20 protein-coding genes are annotated in these 17872 nt (G+C 25.5%); 4 read left to right on the plus strand and 16 right to left on the minus strand.

The window, feature by feature from the left end:
• Positions 1–67 precede the first annotated feature (67 nt).
• The 15 genes from MBBAR_RS03650 to MBBAR_RS03720 all read right to left on the minus strand — a co-directional run bounded on the left by MBBAR_RS03650 (position 68) and on the right by MBBAR_RS03720 (position 9229).
• Positions 68–1192 carry a hydrogenase large subunit gene (locus MBBAR_RS03650; RefSeq protein WP_080459908.1) on the minus strand — a complete coding sequence of 375 codons (1125 nt, stop codon included), beginning with the start codon at positions 1190–1192 and terminating at the stop codon, positions 68–70.
• A complete protein-coding gene (locus MBBAR_RS03655) occupies positions 1193–1681 on the minus strand; it encodes an NADH-quinone oxidoreductase subunit B family protein (RefSeq protein ID WP_080459909.1) in 489 nt (162 codons plus the stop codon).
• A gap of 199 nt (positions 1682–1880) precedes the next feature.
• Positions 1881–2234, minus strand: coding sequence for a DUF1959 family protein (locus MBBAR_RS03660; RefSeq protein WP_080459954.1), 354 nt, complete (start codon positions 2232–2234; stop codon positions 1881–1883).
• Between the two features lie 367 nt (positions 2235–2601).
• The gene (locus tag MBBAR_RS03665) at positions 2602–2937 is read right to left on the minus strand and encodes an energy-converting hydrogenase subunit EhaL family protein (RefSeq protein ID WP_080459910.1); all 336 of its coding nucleotides are present in this window, start codon (positions 2935–2937) and stop codon (positions 2602–2604) included.
• Positions 2938–2976: 39 nt separating this feature from the next.
• Entirely contained in the window at positions 2977–3234 is a 258-nt protein-coding gene (locus MBBAR_RS03670; protein ID WP_080459911.1) for a hypothetical protein, read from the minus strand.
• A gap of 244 nt (positions 3235–3478) precedes the next feature.
• Positions 3479–4342 (minus strand): respiratory chain complex I subunit 1 family protein, encoded by an 864-nt coding sequence (locus MBBAR_RS03675; protein ID WP_080459912.1) that lies wholly within the window; start codon positions 4340–4342, stop codon positions 3479–3481.
• A gap of 51 nt (positions 4343–4393) precedes the next feature.
• A complete protein-coding gene (locus MBBAR_RS03680) occupies positions 4394–4609 on the minus strand; it encodes a hypothetical protein (protein WP_042704108.1) in 216 nt (71 codons plus the stop codon).
• A 261-nt stretch (positions 4610–4870) separates the two neighbouring features.
• Positions 4871–5542 (minus strand): hypothetical protein, encoded by a 672-nt coding sequence (locus MBBAR_RS03685; protein ID WP_080459913.1) that lies wholly within the window; start codon positions 5540–5542, stop codon positions 4871–4873.
• A gap of 282 nt (positions 5543–5824) precedes the next feature.
• On the minus strand, positions 5825–6529 hold the full coding sequence (locus MBBAR_RS03690; protein WP_080459914.1) for an EhaG family protein: 705 nt from the start codon (positions 6527–6529) through the stop codon (positions 5825–5827).
• A gap of 6 nt (positions 6530–6535) precedes the next feature.
• The gene (locus MBBAR_RS03695; protein WP_080459915.1) at positions 6536–7069 is read right to left on the minus strand and encodes an EhaF family protein; all 534 of its coding nucleotides are present in this window, start codon (positions 7067–7069) and stop codon (positions 6536–6538) included.
• Positions 7066–7326 (minus strand): EhaE family protein, encoded by a 261-nt coding sequence (locus MBBAR_RS03700; RefSeq protein WP_080459916.1) that lies wholly within the window; start codon positions 7324–7326, stop codon positions 7066–7068. The genes MBBAR_RS03695 and MBBAR_RS03700 overlap by 4 nt, the downstream gene beginning before the upstream one ends.
• Positions 7319–7621 (minus strand): DUF2108 domain-containing protein, encoded by a 303-nt coding sequence (locus MBBAR_RS03705; protein WP_080459917.1) that lies wholly within the window; start codon positions 7619–7621, stop codon positions 7319–7321. The genes MBBAR_RS03700 and MBBAR_RS03705 overlap by 8 nt, the downstream gene beginning before the upstream one ends.
• A gap of 52 nt (positions 7622–7673) precedes the next feature.
• Positions 7674–7925, minus strand: a complete 252-nt coding sequence (locus MBBAR_RS03710) for a DUF2109 family protein (protein WP_211272911.1) — start codon at positions 7923–7925, stop codon at positions 7674–7676.
• Between the two features lie 438 nt (positions 7926–8363).
• Entirely contained in the window at positions 8364–8864 is a 501-nt protein-coding gene (locus tag MBBAR_RS03715; RefSeq protein WP_080459918.1) for a hypothetical protein, read from the minus strand.
• Entirely contained in the window at positions 8864–9229 is a 366-nt protein-coding gene (locus MBBAR_RS03720; protein ID WP_080459919.1) for an energy-converting hydrogenase A subunit A EhaA, read from the minus strand. Before MBBAR_RS03720 ends, MBBAR_RS03715 begins: the two co-directional genes overlap by 1 nt.
• A 675-nt stretch (positions 9230–9904) precedes the next feature.
• Here MBBAR_RS03720 and MBBAR_RS03725 point away from each other — a divergent pair.
• The 4 genes from MBBAR_RS03725 to MBBAR_RS03745 all read left to right on the plus strand — a co-directional run bounded on the left by MBBAR_RS03725 (position 9905) and on the right by MBBAR_RS03745 (position 14904).
• On the plus strand, positions 9905–10849 hold the full coding sequence (locus MBBAR_RS03725; protein ID WP_080459920.1) for an NAD-dependent epimerase/dehydratase family protein: 945 nt from the start codon (positions 9905–9907) through the stop codon (positions 10847–10849).
• Positions 10850–11054: 205 nt separating this feature from the next.
• Complete coding sequence (locus tag MBBAR_RS03730; protein WP_080459921.1) at positions 11055–12482, plus strand: flippase; 1428 nt, start codon at positions 11055–11057, stop codon at positions 12480–12482.
• 423 nt (positions 12483–12905) lie between these two features.
• On the plus strand, positions 12906–14036 hold the full coding sequence (locus MBBAR_RS03740; protein ID WP_080459923.1) for an ABC transporter permease: 1131 nt from the start codon (positions 12906–12908) through the stop codon (positions 14034–14036).
• A 19-nt stretch (positions 14037–14055) separates the two neighbouring features.
• Positions 14056–14904 (plus strand): ABC transporter ATP-binding protein, encoded by an 849-nt coding sequence (locus MBBAR_RS03745; RefSeq protein ID WP_080459924.1) that lies wholly within the window; start codon positions 14056–14058, stop codon positions 14902–14904.
• A 248-nt stretch (positions 14905–15152) separates the two neighbouring features.
• Here the strand turns inward: MBBAR_RS03745 and MBBAR_RS03750 are convergent, their stop codons facing one another.
• Positions 15153–17477 carry a thioredoxin domain-containing protein gene (locus MBBAR_RS03750; protein WP_080459925.1) on the minus strand — a complete coding sequence of 775 codons (2325 nt, stop codon included), beginning with the start codon at positions 17475–17477 and terminating at the stop codon, positions 15153–15155.
• Between the last annotated feature and the right edge of the window lie 395 nt (positions 17478–17872).

Below are 17872 nucleotides of genomic sequence, written 5' to 3' on the forward strand. Positions count from 1 at the left end.
TAACCACATTATATTTGATCATATTATAATACAACTTCAAAAGAAATATTAGAAGTTAACTATTAAATTATTTTAAATTATAAATATCTTTTGAAGTCTCACCTTTATCAACATCTATAATAGCTACTCGTTCAGCACAAGCAATACATGGATCAGCACTAGCATAAGTAGCTACAGCATCAGAAACTGTTGCAACATCTTTAAGCATAAATTTAGCACATGAATCAATATTCATAATACTTGGGGTTCTAATAGAGATATGCTTAATCAGATTACCATTAGTTTCAATCATGTAAGCAACTTCACCTCTTGGAGCTTCATTTCTCCATTCAGCATATCCAGAACCAATATCAACTTTAGTTCTAATATCACCATCAGGCAAAACATCAATAGCTTGTCTAATTAAATCAATAGACTGAGCAACTTCATCAAATCTATTCATAGTTCTTGCATAATTATCTCCTTCCTTTCTCCAAATAGGATCAAAATCAAGATAATCCCTATAAGTATGATGTTGTTCTCTTAAGTCATGTTTTAAACCAGAAGCTCTTCCAATAGGCCCAACAGCTCTGCCTTTTAAAGCTTCTTCCCTAGTCATTTTCCCTACATCTTTAGAACGAAGACCAACAAGAGGTCCTTCACTAAAAATCTCTGTATATCTATCTAAATCTTTTTCTATGAGACTAATTTTTTCTAAAATAGCATCAAGATGAATATTTTTTGCATCCATACGAACGCCACCAACAACATTCCATCCCATATTAACTCTATTACCAGTTAATAATTCAATAGCATCCATTGCATGCTCTCTTAAAGATAAAACATACATAAACAATGTTTCATGTTCTATTGCCTTAAAATAAGTAGAATTAGCTAAAAAATGACTTTGAATCCTATCTAACTCATTTGTAATAACTCTCAAAAGCTGAGCTCGAACAGGAGCTCGAACATCAGAAATTTTCTCAATTGTCTCAGCAAAAGTCTGAGTATGCTCATAAGAACAAATTCCACAAACTCTCTCAGCAAGGTAAATACATTTTTGCCAAGTTTTACCTTCCATAATCTTCTCAATTCCCCTATGAACATAACCATAATCAATTTCAGCTTTTAAAACTTTTTCTCCTTGAGTATGTAATTTAAGCCGAAGTGGTTCTTTTAAACCTGGGTGAATTGGACCAATAGGCAATATCATTTATTTACCTCCCTCATTAGACTCTTTTACAACTTCTTTTCCATTAGCTTCTCTCCCCCTAGCTGCAATAGCTCCAGGAGCAACAGCTAAAATTGCTTCTAAAATCTCACTAGGTCTTGGAGGACATCCAGAAATTTCAGCATCCACTGGAATGAAATCAGAAACAGGAGCATGTACTTTCCCACCTTCTTGGTTAAATACATCTCCAGATAATGGACAATTTCCAATACAAGCAACTACTTTAGGTTCAGGGGCTTTTGTATATATTCTTCTTATTTTTTTAATCCATTGTTCAGTAACAGCTCCAGTTATCAATATAACATCAGCTTCACGAGGATTATTATGAACATAAATTCCATATTGTTCAAGATCATATCTAGGAGATAAAAGTGCGACAATTTCAACATCACAACCATTACATCCCCCACAATTTACTAAACAAACATGGATAGAACTTTTTCTAACAATATCTTTAAGAGTATTTATCATTTATTAACCTCTTAAATCAAATTTACTTTTTAAATCAAACATGATTTCAGATTTAGTTTTTTATTCAACTTAATTTTTAATTAAATAATATTTTTTAAATAATATTTTTTAATTAAATAATATTTAATTATATTATATTTATTATTTGATTACTGCATTATTATTAATATTATTACAATAAATCATATTAAATTAATATTTACATTAACAACAAGTCTAAAACTTGCTTTTTACCATCTTTTAAAGCCATATCATAATCTTTTCCATCAATTATTTCTTTTACCAAAGATAATTTAATTCTATTAGCTTCTTCAATTGTTACTAATTCCATAACATCACATAACCAACAAAATCTCAAATCTGCATGAAGCTTTTCAGAAAGGCATTGAGGCTTAGCTGATTCAAGAGTGGCATGAAGGGCTTCTAAACTAGACATATCTAGATGGTTCATTAAGATTTTTTCAAACATTTCATTGGAAATTTCTAACTCTTTAGCTAACGGATTAACAACATCTTCTCTCCATCTGAAACTTTGAAGAATTCTAAGTTTCATTGTTTCCAGCAGCTCATCATCTTCATCCACAATATCACCATAGATAGTAATTTTTAATTATTATTAAACTAATTATTATTCTTATAATTATTATTCTTATTAGATCTGATTAAATATATTTAGTGTGATTAAATATATTAAAATTTAATTACATTAAATTTAATTATTATATTGAATTTGATTATTATATTAAATTTGATTATTATATTAAATTTGAATATTATATACATTTTATTATTTCAATTATATTAAAAATTATATTATTATAATAATATATCATAATAATATATTATTTAAGAAATTATATAATTATCAGGTAGTAAATTTTTAAATAATAATTATTATCTCATATAAAAGTTTTTAAGGATTAAATAAGCATATAAGTAATAATCCAAATTATAGCTGATAGGATTATTCCTATTAGAGTTTCTTTTCTTCCATATCCAGGCCTCATTCCAATTACTAAAGCTATTAAGAATAACCCTATTGATATTAATATTTCTGGTGAAATAAAACCAATTATATGATAAATAAAGCTATAATTAAATAATAATATCCATCCAATAATAGCAATAATTAAAGAGAATATTTCAATACCATTAAATACAAAAGGCTCTCCATGTTTTTTATAGCTTATCAAAAGACCTAAAACAGACCCTATAATAAAGACCAGTATATATATTAAATAGGATAATTCACTCATTCATATCACTCTAAAAAGATCATAATTGGTTAATATTTACTACATAGGCTTAAAAAGTATTATAAAGGATATTATTATAATAATTAATGTTATCATAAAGACTATATTTTCTAAATTTTCAGTTATATGGGCAAATTTCTCTTTATTTTGAAGTAAAATTAAAGAAAACATTATAATTCCAAATATAGTTACAGGAAGAACCAACCATCTTTGTAATACTGCAGCAAAACCACTAGCTAATATAACTCCAATAGCCATACATGAGGTTAATACAACAAAATCTTTCTCTTTATTCATAATATCCCTAAGTTAAGGTATAAATTTTCAATTTTATAATTTATATTAATTACTATAAGTTTAATTAAATAATGTAATTTTTTAACAGATCTATTTTATTAATATAACTATTTATTAATAGATTTTAAATAATAAAAAATTTTAATAGATCTACTAAAGATTTAATAAATCTACTAAAGATTAGATCTATTAAAGATCAGATCTATTAAACATCGATTTATCAAAATGACCATTTATCACTAATTTAAGCTAAAAACATCAATAAAAGTGATCCTCCAATTCCAATAATAGCTAAAGATATTTGACTCATAACAGTATGATTAGGATTTAAAATCGGAGTAGTAGCATTTATAACTGCAGTAATAGCTGTAATCAAAATCATTCCAATTAAATATTCAATTATTGAAAGTGGTCCAAAGAACACTGTTAAAAATACCCATAATAAAATATACCATGCAATTGATTCTGAAAGCATCATATAACCTCTTAAAACACCGAAATGCTCAGTTTCAAAGCCAGAGATAATATCTTTTCCCTTAGTTATTGAAAAAGGAGAGTATGGTGATTTAGAAACTATAAGAACAAAGAACATTAATGCAGCTAAAGGAATTGAATATATTAATGGACCATTAGCAGATTGGTAAGTAATAATCTCACCTAAATTCATAGTTCCAGTTTGAAGAAATACAATAGCTAAAACTGCAAATAATGGAATTTCAGCAGCTGCTGAAAAAACTGCTCTAACACAACTCATTTTACCATAAGGAGAACCTGATGAAGAACCTGCATTGTGTTCAACAATTTTATAAACAGCATAAACACCAAATATTAGTAATAATGACCCATAAGTAACAGGACCAACAATAACAGCAACAATCCATATAGCACAATACATACAAGCAATGGCTATATAAAATGGCATAGATGCAGTTTTTGGAAACGATGCTTCTTTAAAAAAGAATTTTAAAGAATGAAGAAAATGTTGGATAATTGGAGGGCCAGGTCTAAGTTGTATCCTCGCCATAACTTTCCTATGGAAACCTAATAATAAACTACCTAATAAGAAAGCTATTACAACATTAATAATGATATTAGCCATTAAATTCATAGTATCAACTCAAGAAGAAAAACTAAACATAAGAATTAATTATATAACCAATTAATATCCAATGAATGGTTCTTCAGTTCTTTCCTCCATTTCTTCTCTTTTAGCTTTTGCCATAGTTATTAAACCTAATGAAAGTATAAATAGTGGTATGAATACAATAGCTATCCCATAAACAATCCAATCAGAAGGACTAAATATTAAAGCATATAATATTAGCAATAAAGATATTATCAATAATGAACAGCTAGTTAGCATTAGTTTATTCATTTTCACACCTATTAATTCAATAATTTTATTAAATCTATATAAATCTTTTATAAATTTTTTTATTATAATAATATAATTTATAACAACATAATTTTATAATAACATAATTTTATAATAACATAATTTTTAATAATATATATAATATCTATAATGATAAATATGATATAATTTTTAATGAGATGATTTTTAATAAAGTAATATATAATAAAATAATTATTATATTAAAATTTATTATATTGCAATTTTTTATATTACAATTTATTATGTTACAATTATCAACAATACTTCAATCACCCTTATAATTACCATTAAAGAACTTAAATGAATTATTAATAAGAATGGAGAACCTGGTGTCCTAAACATCTCAGCTTTTGTAGCAAAAAATGGAGCTATACCAGTTTCACCAGCTACTCCTATTAAAAGGAGAATCGCTCCAAAAATCATCATAGGAGTTGCAACTAAACCAGAAATTACAAATAAACTTAAAGTTCCAGTAGCTGCAAGAATTATAGATGCTCCACCAAACAAAGGAAGAGAAGAAATCATAGCCATAATTCCATACTGATAAGCTGCATCAAGAACATCAACTTGTTTTACTGCAGAAACTATACCCACATTAACAATACCAATTAAAGCAATAAACAAGGTTAAGTTAAATAAATCTCCAGTAATCATTGCTCCAGCAGTAGCCAACCCACAAATAATAGCTAAAAATCTTCTTACCTTAAACTCAGCCAAACCAATTGAAACCTTATTTTCCTTTAAAGTTCCAAATTCTGCTTCAACTTGAGTTTCAGTTCTACTAATAGCTATTAAAAATGTGAATATTAAGACAACTGCAAACATAAATAGATGGAATGGAGTTAAATATAGTACAATATCACCTAAAGGTATTGTTCCAAGTAAATTACCACCTAATGACGTAATATCCATAATAATCCTCTTTATTTTATAATAAATTATCTATTAAATATAATCATTTTTATTATAATCTTTTATTATAATCATTTTTATTCTTAATTTTTTCAATAATTATAAATTCTCGACATATTATCGATTTATCATATTTGAATCTTTTTGAATTTAGAATAGTATTATATTCTAATATAAATCTATTTAGTACTATTTTAATACGAATATAATTCACTATTATAATTTACTATCAATATAATTTAATTTTAATCTATTCTAATATCAATCTATCTCATTACTTAATTATTCTCTCCTATATTCTTCAGTAAGAATAGATCCAATCAATCCTAATTTTGAAGCTACTTTTAAAACTAAACCACAAGCAGCCATAAATAATGAAAGAAGCCAATATTGAGGAGCCAAGAAGAACAATACAAATCCAACTATCCATAAACACCATGAAATACCAGATATTGCCCCAATACCTTCAACCACAAATACTGGTAACCCTCTTGCCTTCTTACACATCATATAGAATAATATACCTCCACCAGCAACTGCACCACCAGTAAAACCAGTTAAAAATGCACCAAATAATATCATAACAAGAGCTATAAAATTTGGAGCTGTTTTCATAATCTCCATATCTAAACTTAAAGGAAGTGGAAATACAGAAGGTTTTTCTGTTATAGTTCTATCTTTAGGAACTGAATTTTCAGCTTTTCTCATTTCACGAGATATTAAGATTTCTGAAATAGCCATAATCTCAGCTAATTCTACAACTAAACCAGGAAGTATCAATGCTTCAGCTAAATCTGTTCCAACAGCTGCAACTACAATTAACATAGCTAAGCCAACAAGATCAGTTAGGATTAAAATATGAATATCTCTTTTCTGAATAGCAATCCCAGTTAAACCAATGAACCCTATTAATATCGCTACATACAATGCAGGAAGGTATAAAGATGCTGTAATAGCTGGAACAACTTCTGGAACCAAAGTTACCATATCATTCTACTCCTTTTTTAATTTAGAAGAACCATCTTTAGAATGGGTTTTCTCATCATTTTCTTTTTTCCTATTTATAGTAAAGTTAAGTGCTAACCAAGAAGCTATAATAAAAGACATCATCAATATTGAAGATTCTAATATTGTATCAAAACCTCTTGTATAATAAAGAATCTCATCAATAAGTCCCCCTGGCGAAGAATAAATACTAGTTCCAAAATATGGAGAAAGCGATGCTACAAGAAGCGCCTGAGGACTCATATAAGAAGTTACCATACCTAAAGACATTGAATTTTCTGGATATTGAGCTTTAGTTATACCTGGAACTTCTAAAGGAATACCACCTCTATCATAAGGAGCAGTAGGAGTTCCTTGCTCAATTTGAACTTGAGGAGCAGGTCTTGGATAAATTTGGTCAACATCTAAACTTAAAGGAACAATAAATCCAACTAAAATAACTGCTGCTAATATTACAGAATAAATTTTAGGAATTTTATCTGGATTAGCAAGAGAGTTCCAAAAACGACCAATCCGGCTCATACGTCAGCCCCCATTTCTTCTAGTCTAGTTATAGCCCTAAGTAAAATCAAAGTAATAGCTGCAGTAGCAGCCACAAAAGTCATTAGTGCTAAGGTATGATTGTAAACAAGAAATATTAATGATATTCCAACTGCAGCAATTTCTGTATTAAACGTTCTGACAATAGGATCATTAACTCCAGGGCCTGCTACAGTAGCTATGCTTCCAATTATAGCTAATATACAACCCGCATAAAATAACATTTGAATTTCAATCAAATATCTCACCTTCAGGATTGTTTTTATTTCCCTCTTTAATATCTCTCTTTCGAATATCATTAATTTTAATAATGGATAAAAGGAATATAACAGTAGATATTGGTCCAAAAAGAGCAATTACTAAAGCTACATCTAAATATCTAAATGAAACAACCGCTAATAATAATCCTGCTTCCATAACTGCAAACATTATAAGCTTATCAAGAGGTTTAACAAGCAATATAATACCAAAAGCACCAATAAACATCAAGATTATTGATATAGATGTTACATTAAGAAAATCTAAAAAAATCATTAAATTCACCGATTATACTAATATTATAAGATATTTGCTCATCATAACATATTCACTCATCAAGGATAATTTCATTTTCTAGCCTATTTAAAGTATAAGCTATTGCATTAGAACCAATAGTAGAAGTTATGAAAAATGTAATAGCAATTATAAGACCAAACGGACTATCAACAGTTAATGCAATAAGTGCTGAAACAGCAAAGTCAATAACATTAACATAAAGCATTCTTTCAGCTTTATTTTTAGCTAAAATAGTTCTTATAGCCATTATAATAATAATTATTCCAATGATTTCTTCTATCATAATTAACATTCCAATATAATACAATTTTTATTTATAAACATAAAATTTATCTTAAATTAAATCTATTTTTAAGTAATTATTACTTTTTTAAGCAACTATTACTATTATCTATATAACTATTACTATCACCTATATAAATTAAACATGATTTATTAAATTATTATAAAATTATTATTATAAAACTTATTATTATATTTTATAATTAAATTATTATAATACATATAAAACTTATTATAATACACATAACGATTATTGATTCATTTAATCACATTTTAAACTAAACTATAAGACTAAATTATATAATATAAACTCAAATACTAATAAATACATAATTAAACTAAAAAGCATAATTTAGATATAACAAAAATACCATATTATAAATATCATATTATAAAAATATTATATTATAAATTTAATGTTATAATCTTCTAATAATGATTATTCTAATTTAGTATATCTGTTAAAAGATTTAGCGATGCGACCAAGTAATTTAGATGAACTTGGATGATGTAACCCTTGAATAGTAGTTATAGCTATTACCATGCCCACAACAAACATTTCTGGTGTTAAACCAATGAAAGATGTTAAGTATATTATAACTATTGTAGTTAATGCACCAACAGTACCTGCATATCCAGGATCTGCACATAATCGATTTCCTATATAAACAAAGAAAGTAGCTATCAATCCACCTTCAATTCCAATTAACATATAACCGATTGAAACTAAGAGAGTTCCTGCAGAAGCATCTGGAGAACACAATATATTCCCTTGGAAGAATCCACCTGATATATCGCCACCTCTTTTTTTAATATCATGACCTACAATATCTGCACCTTTAACACCAGGAGCCTCAGGTAAACCAAGATAAGTATCAATAAGAACAAAATTTAACCAAGCTATAATAGCTGCAATAATAATTCCTAAAATTTCGTTCATTAGTTAGCCTCCTTTGTTTTTGAAAGTTCACTAGAAGAATCTTTATTCAAATTATCTCCGTTTTCATCATCAGGCTTTGGAAATACATAATCAAAGGCGTATTTAACAAATAATCCAGAAATAACACCCCAAAACACAGCTAATAACATTCCATTGTAAATCCAATAGAAATTAACAGAAAAACAAATTGCTAAAAATCCAATAGCAAAAATAGGAGTGGGAAATATTGCGCTTTTATCAAATGAGAATCTAATAGGTTTTTTTGGAAGTAAAGGTAATCCCAATCCCAATGCAATTACTATAGATACAATTACTGTAATTAACAAATTTAGTAATAAGTACATCTCATCAACATGAATAATCATGATAAAATGTTTACCAATTATAATATATAAAACTTATTACTTGCTGGTTGGAGAAACCTATATATATCTAAAAATTATTTTTTATTTTAAATCCTGAAACTTAAATAAATTAAAAATGTTTTAATTAAATTCGTGAAAAATAAAAATAAAAATAAAAAATAACATAATATTAAAGGTTAAACATATTTTATTTACATATCAATTATATTTCTACTATTTTTATTAATAGTTTAAAAAATATTATTAAAAATATTGAAAAAGTAAAAAGTATTTTAATACATAAAAAAAGAATAATAATAATATAAAAAAAGAATAACATAAAAAATAATAATCTAAAGAAAAATAATCTAGAAAATAGTAATCTGAAGAATAAATTTTAATAATCTTAAAAATAAATAATCTAGAAAATAATAATATACCTACAAATAACAATATATTTAGAGATAAATATATTAAAAATATAATATTCTATTATAATTCTATTATGATATTATATTATCATATCTATGATATTATACTATCATAATTATTATAATTAAAATTATAATTAAATATTAAAAATATACTATATTATACTACTATATTATACTATTAAAAAATATAGTATTTATATTAAAAACAATCTTAAACAATCTTATATTAAAAATCCCTGAAAAATACTAATAGGTAATTCAAATGAAAAACAAAAACATCATAGTTACTGGAGGATTAGGTTTCATTGGATCACACATCGTTGAAGAATTAATCAATGAAAACCAAATCACAATAATTGACAATAAATCATCTGGAAAAATTGAGAACTTAGCTAATCCTAACCATGAAAACCTTAAAATAATAACTGAAGATTTGACTACAATTAACCTAGATGATTTAACTCTAATTTTAAAAGATGTAGACTATATATTTCATTTAGCTGCTCTTGCAAGCGTTCCAATGAGTGTTAAAAACCCTATAAAATCTAATGAAAATAATGTTGATGCAACTGTAAAACTACTAAATGCATCTAAAGATTCTGAAATTTCAAAACTTGTTTTCTCATCTTCTTCTGCTGTTTATGGTGAAAATCCAAATATGCCTCTCTGTGAAAGTGAACCATTAATGCCTACATCCCCATATGCTGCATCAAAAGCATCTTGTGAATTATATTGCCAGTCTTTTTTTGAAAGTTATGAGTTATCAGCTGTTTCTTTAAGGTATTTTAATGTTTTTGGACCTCGTCAAGATGTAAATTCTCAATATGCAGCAGTGATACCAAATTTTATACATTCCTTAGTTAACAATGAACAAGCAATTATATATGGAGATGGAGAACAAACAAGAGATTTCATTTATGTTAAGGATATTGTAAAAGCAAATATTGCAGCAGCAGAATCAAAATATAATGGAGTTATGAATGTAGCTTCTGGAATATCTATGAGTATTAATCAGCTTTATAATATTATAAAAAATACATTAGGCTCTGAATTAGATCCTATTTATAAAGAAGAACGTCCAGGAGATATAAAACATTCTTTAGCTAATGTTCAAAATATGAAACATATCGGATTTAGAGTTGATCCTTCTTTATTCAATAAACAATTAGAAACAACAATAAAATGGTTTAAAAATAATGAAATCTAAAATTAATTTAAAAAAAAATTTATAACAATTATAACCCTCTAAAAACAATTAAAAAACAATTTTATAACAATTATAATCCTTTAAAAATATTTTTATAACAATTTAACTAGAAACAAATAAACAACTTTATCAAACTAATTTTATTCTAATATCTCAACTTAAATCATAGAAATTAAAATATAAAAACTTAAACACTAGTGAAAATATGAGCAAAATAAATGAAATTTTTAAAAATACTAGCTGGTTACTTATTTCACAGGTAATAACAAGCATTTTTGGATTTGTATGGATTGTCTTGTTAGCTAGATATTTAGGAGTTTCAGATTTTGGAATAATGAATTTTGCTATTTCTTTTACAGGCATTATGAGCATATTTATTGATTTAGGAATTAATACATATGTTACAAGAGATTTATCAAGATCACCAGAATTATCACAAAAATACATAGGAAATGCAATTCCATTAAAAATATTCTTATCAATATTATCATTTATAGCCACATTAGTCATTTTATTGATAATGGATTACAATTTACTAACAATAGAAGTAGTACTGTTATTTGCAATACAAACTATATTCTTAAATATGGGATGGTTATTCAATGGAGTATTCCAAGCATTTAGCAAAATGAAATACCAAGCTATAGGAATAATTATAAATAGCTCATTAATACTATCAGGAACTCTTCTTTTAACATATTTTAACTTAGGATTGATTGCTGTTGCCTTATCATATATGGTTGGAAGTATAATTACTCTAATTTATTTATATAATAATATTAAAAATAGAATAGTAGTTCCTAAAATTCAAATTGATTTAGATTTTTGGAAAAAATCTATAAAACAGGCTATTCCCTTTGGAATAACTGGAATATTTACTACCATATACTTTATGATTGATACAGTTATGATATCATTTATGGCAGGTAGTACTGCTGTTGGAATATATAGTTCAGCTTATAAGATTATCACTGTTTTTACAACAATTTATACAGTTTATACTTATGTTGTTTTTCCATTAATGTCAAAATTATATAAAGATTCAGAAGATCTTTTAAAAGTTTCTTATGAAAAATCCATAAAATATTTACTAATGATCATGTTACCATTTGCTATTGGAATAACAATATATTCACAAGATATTATAACATTTATTTATGGAGAAAGCTATATTTTTGCTGGAGATGTTTTAAAAATATTAATATGGAATGTACTATTCATTATGATTAATGGAGCATCGACATCACTTTTAAATTCATCTAATAGTGAAGTAGCTGTTACAAAAATAAATGGATTAGCTTGTTTAGTAAATGTAGTTTTAAATCTATTTTTAATATATTACTTAAGTTATATTGGAGCAAGTATAGCTACAGTAATTACAGGAGTAATAATATTCATATTAATGACTTATATCATTCTAAAAAATAAATACAAGCCAGATAAATCCTTAATTTATGGAATAGTGAAAATTTGTGTTTCTGGAATTATATTAGCTATTATTCTGTTGATACTCAATTTATCAATGTGGATAGCTCTTCCTGTAGCAATCATCGTTTATTTAATTGGAATATACTTAACAAAATCATTAGATTCTACAGATAAGGCCGTTATAAAAGAAATCATTGGAAAATAAAATATTATTATTAATATTATTATTATTAATATTATTGTTAATATCATTAGTAATACAATTATTAAATATTATTATTAATACAATTATTAAATATTATTATAATATTATTTTTAATAGTATTTTTAATACTATTTATAAAGTAATTATTAATACTATTATTAAAACCAAGCTTATATAAATAAACTAAACCAAAATGATACTTTAAATGATCTGGTATTTTTAATTCACATGTAAAACCTCCAATATACAGAATTTTATTCATTATAAAATAGTAATATGAAAATAATATAGAATATTCACTACTAATAATATTTACTTTTTATATATAAATATAACTAAATACTCAATAAAGATAAAAAAAATACTAAAGATACTTAAAAAGGACATTAATTTTAAATATATTATCAAACTTAATTATTGTTTATGTCATTTATATCATTAATTTTTAAAAATCCCTTTAGAAATAAAAGCAGAGCAATTCTTGCTATTATTGGAATTGGGATAGGAATAGCTACAATTGTTGCACTTGGAGCCATAACAGCAGGACTAACTTCAACCATGGATGAAACATTACATGCAGGAGGATCTGACTTTTCAATAAGTGGAAAAACAGATAACTCAGGTACTACCACTAATCCACTAGGCACAAGCACTTTTAGTGAAAATTGGACATCAACGATTAATAATGTGAGTGGTGTTAAAAATGCTGCAGGAGTTTATATTGGAATGGTTTCAGTTCCAGACTCTCGATTTTTCACACTAATTGGTATTGATTCAAAAGATACAGATTTTGCAGATTTAAAATTAACTAAAGGAACAATGTTTAAAAATGATGCAGATGAGATTATACTTGGGAAAATATCTGCAGATAAATTAAACAAAACTGTCAATGATAACTTAGAAATAAATGGAGAAGAATACAAGATAACTGGAATATTTGAAACAGGAGATCCTAATCAAGATGAAGGAGCATACAGCTCACTTAAGAGTGTTCAAGATTTAATGGATGATGCTGGAAACATCAGTATGATTTATGTTAAAGTTGATAGTGGTGTTGATGTAGATAGTGTTACAAAAACAATCGAAGATGATTATGGAGATAATATTACTACAGTAACATCTATTTCAGATATTGAAACAATAGCTAATGCATTAGATATGGTAAATAGCGCGTCATTTGCAATCTCCCTTTTAGCTATAATCATTGGAGGAATTGGAATAATAAACACTATGATTATGTCTGTATATGAAAGAACAAGAGAAATTGGTGTTTTAAAAGCTGTTGGATGGAAAGGAAGAAGAATACTTGGAATGATACTTGGAGAATCAATTGTACTTACAGTGACCTCGGGAGTTATAGGTTCAATAATCGGAGTAGTGGGACTTGAAATCTTAGTAGCTTTAGGTGTTTTAGGAAGCATGACTCCAATGTACACACCATACATATTCTTACAAGCATTTGCAGTAGCAATTGTTGTGGGACTTGTTGGAGGACTTTATCCTGCATGGAGAGCTAGTAGACTCCCACCAACTGAAGCATTAAGATATGAATAAATAAATGGAGGTGATTTTAATGGGAAACAATGATTTAACTGAAACAAATGAAATTAAAAATATAGATGAAAATAATAAAAATAATAATAAAGATATTAATAAAAAATTAGTTAAAGATAATAATAAATACATTAATGAAAATAATGAAAATAATATCGTCAAAGAGAATATTGTTGAAATTAAAGGCTTAGAAAAAAGCTATGAAAAAGGCAATATAAAAGCTTTAAATGGAATTGATTTAGATATAAAAGAAGGAGAATTTGTATCCATTATTGGACCATCTGGATCTGGTAAATCAACACTACTTAACATGCTTGGAGCATTAGATGTAGCAGATAGTGGAACAATTAATGTTGCAGGTTATGATTTAAGTAAAAACAAGAAGTTAGATGAATTTAGATCAAAAAAGATAGGTTTTATATTTCAACTACACAATTTGATCCCAAATATTTCAGTAGTTGAAAATGTAGAAATACCTATGTTTGAAGGAAAACTATCTAGTAAAGATAGAAGAACCTTAGCTTTAAAACTCTTAGATAGTGTAGGGTTAAAAGATAAGGCAAAAATCAAACCAACTAAACTATCTGGAGGAGAAAGGCAAAGAGTAGCTATTGCAAGAGCTTTGGCAAATGATCCTTCAATAATATTAGCTGATGAACCTACAGGATCCCTTGATTCAAGGACTAGTAAAAAAATATTAGATCAATTAAATAAAATGCATAAAGAAAAAAATGTTACATTAATTATGGTAACACATGATATGAATGTAGCTAAATTAGCTGATAGAGTAATAGAAGTTTTAGATGGAAAAATACTTAAATCAACAGACAATTCACTATTAAATGATAATATAACAATAGAAGGGTAAAATTATATTATCCTCTATTATTTTTTATTATTTCCATTATATCCTATTATTTCTTATTACCTTATATTATATCTTATTATCTTTTATTATTCCTTATTATTCCTTATTATTTCTTATTACCTCATATTATGCCAGTTTATCTTTTATTATTCCCTATTTTTATTATTTTTTATTCTTATTTTAATATTTTTATTTATAATAATATTTTATTTTCAATAATTTCCTTATTTTTAATAATTTTATTATTTTTAATAATTTTCTACTTTTTTATTAGTTAATTTAATAATTTTAGAATCAATATCATCACATAAAAAGTCATCAATTTTTTTATAAGGTTTACAGGTCATATTTTCACAAACAGAAACCATATTTTCATTAAAATTTTCAGAATCTTTATCAATAAGAGAAATAGTTAAAAAAGGATTCCAAAAGTTTAATTTTTCTTTAGCAATATTAATACAATCTTTAGTAATATTTTTATTAATATCTCTATTAATATCTTTAGTAATATCTTTAGTAATATCTTTAGTAATGTCTTTAGTAATGTTTTTAGTAATGTCTTTATTATTATTTTTATTATCTAAATCAAGGGATAAATTAATATGAAGACCACCAGATTTATCATAAATTAATCCTGAAATCAATGTTATAAATGCTAATGGATTTTTTTCAATATCTGTCTTTAAACTATAAATAATCTCTTCAAAAACATCTTTATAATAATCATTATTTGTAATTGAATACAATCTCATAAGATTAAATACACTTATATTGTTACCTGAAGGAATAGCACCATCATAAACATTTTTAGTTCTAATTGGTAGATCATTTACATCAGATCCAGATAAATATAAAACTCCATCATCAAAAAATAGATTAATCATGCTATTCATTAAATTTTGAGCATTGTTTAACCATTTTTTATTTAATGTTACTTGGAATAACTCAATAAATCCCCATATAACATAAGCATAATCATCTGAAACTCCTTTGTTTCTGATTTTGCCATCTTTATAACTAGTATATAGTCTTCCATTTTTTATTAACTTATTTATAATAAATTCTCCAATTTCTTCAGCTTTTTCAATATATTCTCTTTTCTTTAAGATATTTGCCCCCATAGACAAAGTAGCTATCATTAATCCATTAACAAAAGCTAAATTCTTTTTATCTTTAAATGGAGGAGTTCTTTTTAGCCTAAAATCATATAATTTTTTTGTAGAATCTTCAATAAATGAATTAAATTCAAAATTTCCATCAGAATCATGATTTTGAATAATATTCTCACTTATATTGTGATTATCTTTATCATAACCTTGTATATTGTAATTTTCACTTATAAAAATAGCATCATAATCTTCTTTATTATTATAAAAGGTTTTAATTAAGTTAGGAATATTCTTTTTTTTAAAATTTCCATCTCTAGTTATATCAAATAATTTACAAAATTTTTCAGAGTCTGAAGAGCCTAAAACTTTTCTAATATCATTTATTGTGAATAAGTAATATTTTCCTTCTTCACCTTCACTATCTGCATCTTGAGCAGTGTAAAACCCATGCTCTCCTAACATTTCTCTAAAACAATAGTCCAAAATTTTTTTAGCTATTTTAAGATACTTTTTATTAAATAATAAACCAGCTTCAAGATAAGCTATAGCTAAAAAACCATTATCATACATCATTTTTTCAAAATGAGGAACTAACCATTTATAATCAACTGAATACCTTGAAAAACCACCACCAATATGATCAAAAATACCTCCATTAAACATACTATCTAATGTCTTTTCAACCATATCTTTTGCTTCCAAACTTTCTGTTTGAAAATAATATCTATTTAAAAAAAGAATGTTTTGAACTGATGGAAATTTAGGAGCATATCCAAATCCTCCAAACCGATTATCAAACCTTGATTTAAGATCTTCAAATGTTTTTTCAATTAGAGAATAATCTAAAACTGGTCCATCTTTATCTCTATTATTGATAATATTTTTATTATCAAGCCGATCTAATCTATTTAAATTTTTTAAATCATTAATTATATCATTAGCAATATTTTTAACTTTATTTGGATCATTCTTCCAAGTATTAGATACATCATTTAATATTCTAATAAGAGATATTTTAGGATAATATGTTCCTGCAAAAAAAGGTTTTTTATCATGATCTATTAAAACTGTTAATGGCCAACCACCATTTCCTGTGAAAATAATAGCTGATTCCATATACATGCTATCAACAGAAGGCATTTCTTCTCTGTCAACTTTTATACTTATAAAGTTTTCATTTAAAATCTTAGCTACTTCTTCATCTTCAAAAGATTCTTTTTCCATTACATGACACCAATGACATGTTGAATACCCAATACTTAAAAATATAGGTTTATTTTCTTTTTTAGCTAGTGAAAAAGATTTTTCATTCCAAGGATGCCAATTTACTGGATTGTATGCATGTTGCAAGAGATAGGGAGATGTTTCATTAATCAAATCATTTGGTTTTCTGTTTTCATTTATTTTATTATTACTATTATTATTTTTATTATTTTTATTAATACTTTTTTTATTAATATTCATTTAAAACACCAAAATCTAAGGAATATGACAGATCGAACTAAGAAAATTTCATTTTTTAAAGATTAATAAGGTTTTTCCCATAAAATGATAAAATATCAAAAATAAATCAAGGCATATAATGAAAGATATAATTAAAAATATGAATAAAATATAAATAAAAATATGGATAGTATATAAATATATATAAAAATATGGGAATTTAATGAATCTAATAATATTATGTTAGAACAGTATAATAAAATTTACTTTTCAAATAATACAATAAAGTTAGAATGAAAATTATTAAAAATAATAAAATTATTAAAAATAAGGAAATTATTGAAAATAAAATATTATTATAAATAAAAATATTAAAATAAGAATAATATTAAAATAAGAATAATATTAAAATAAGA

It is taken from the genome of Methanobrevibacter arboriphilus JCM 13429 = DSM 1125, from assembly GCF_002072215.1.
In the GTDB taxonomy this organism is placed as follows: domain Archaea; phylum Methanobacteriota; class Methanobacteria; order Methanobacteriales; family Methanobacteriaceae; genus Methanobinarius; species Methanobinarius arboriphilicus.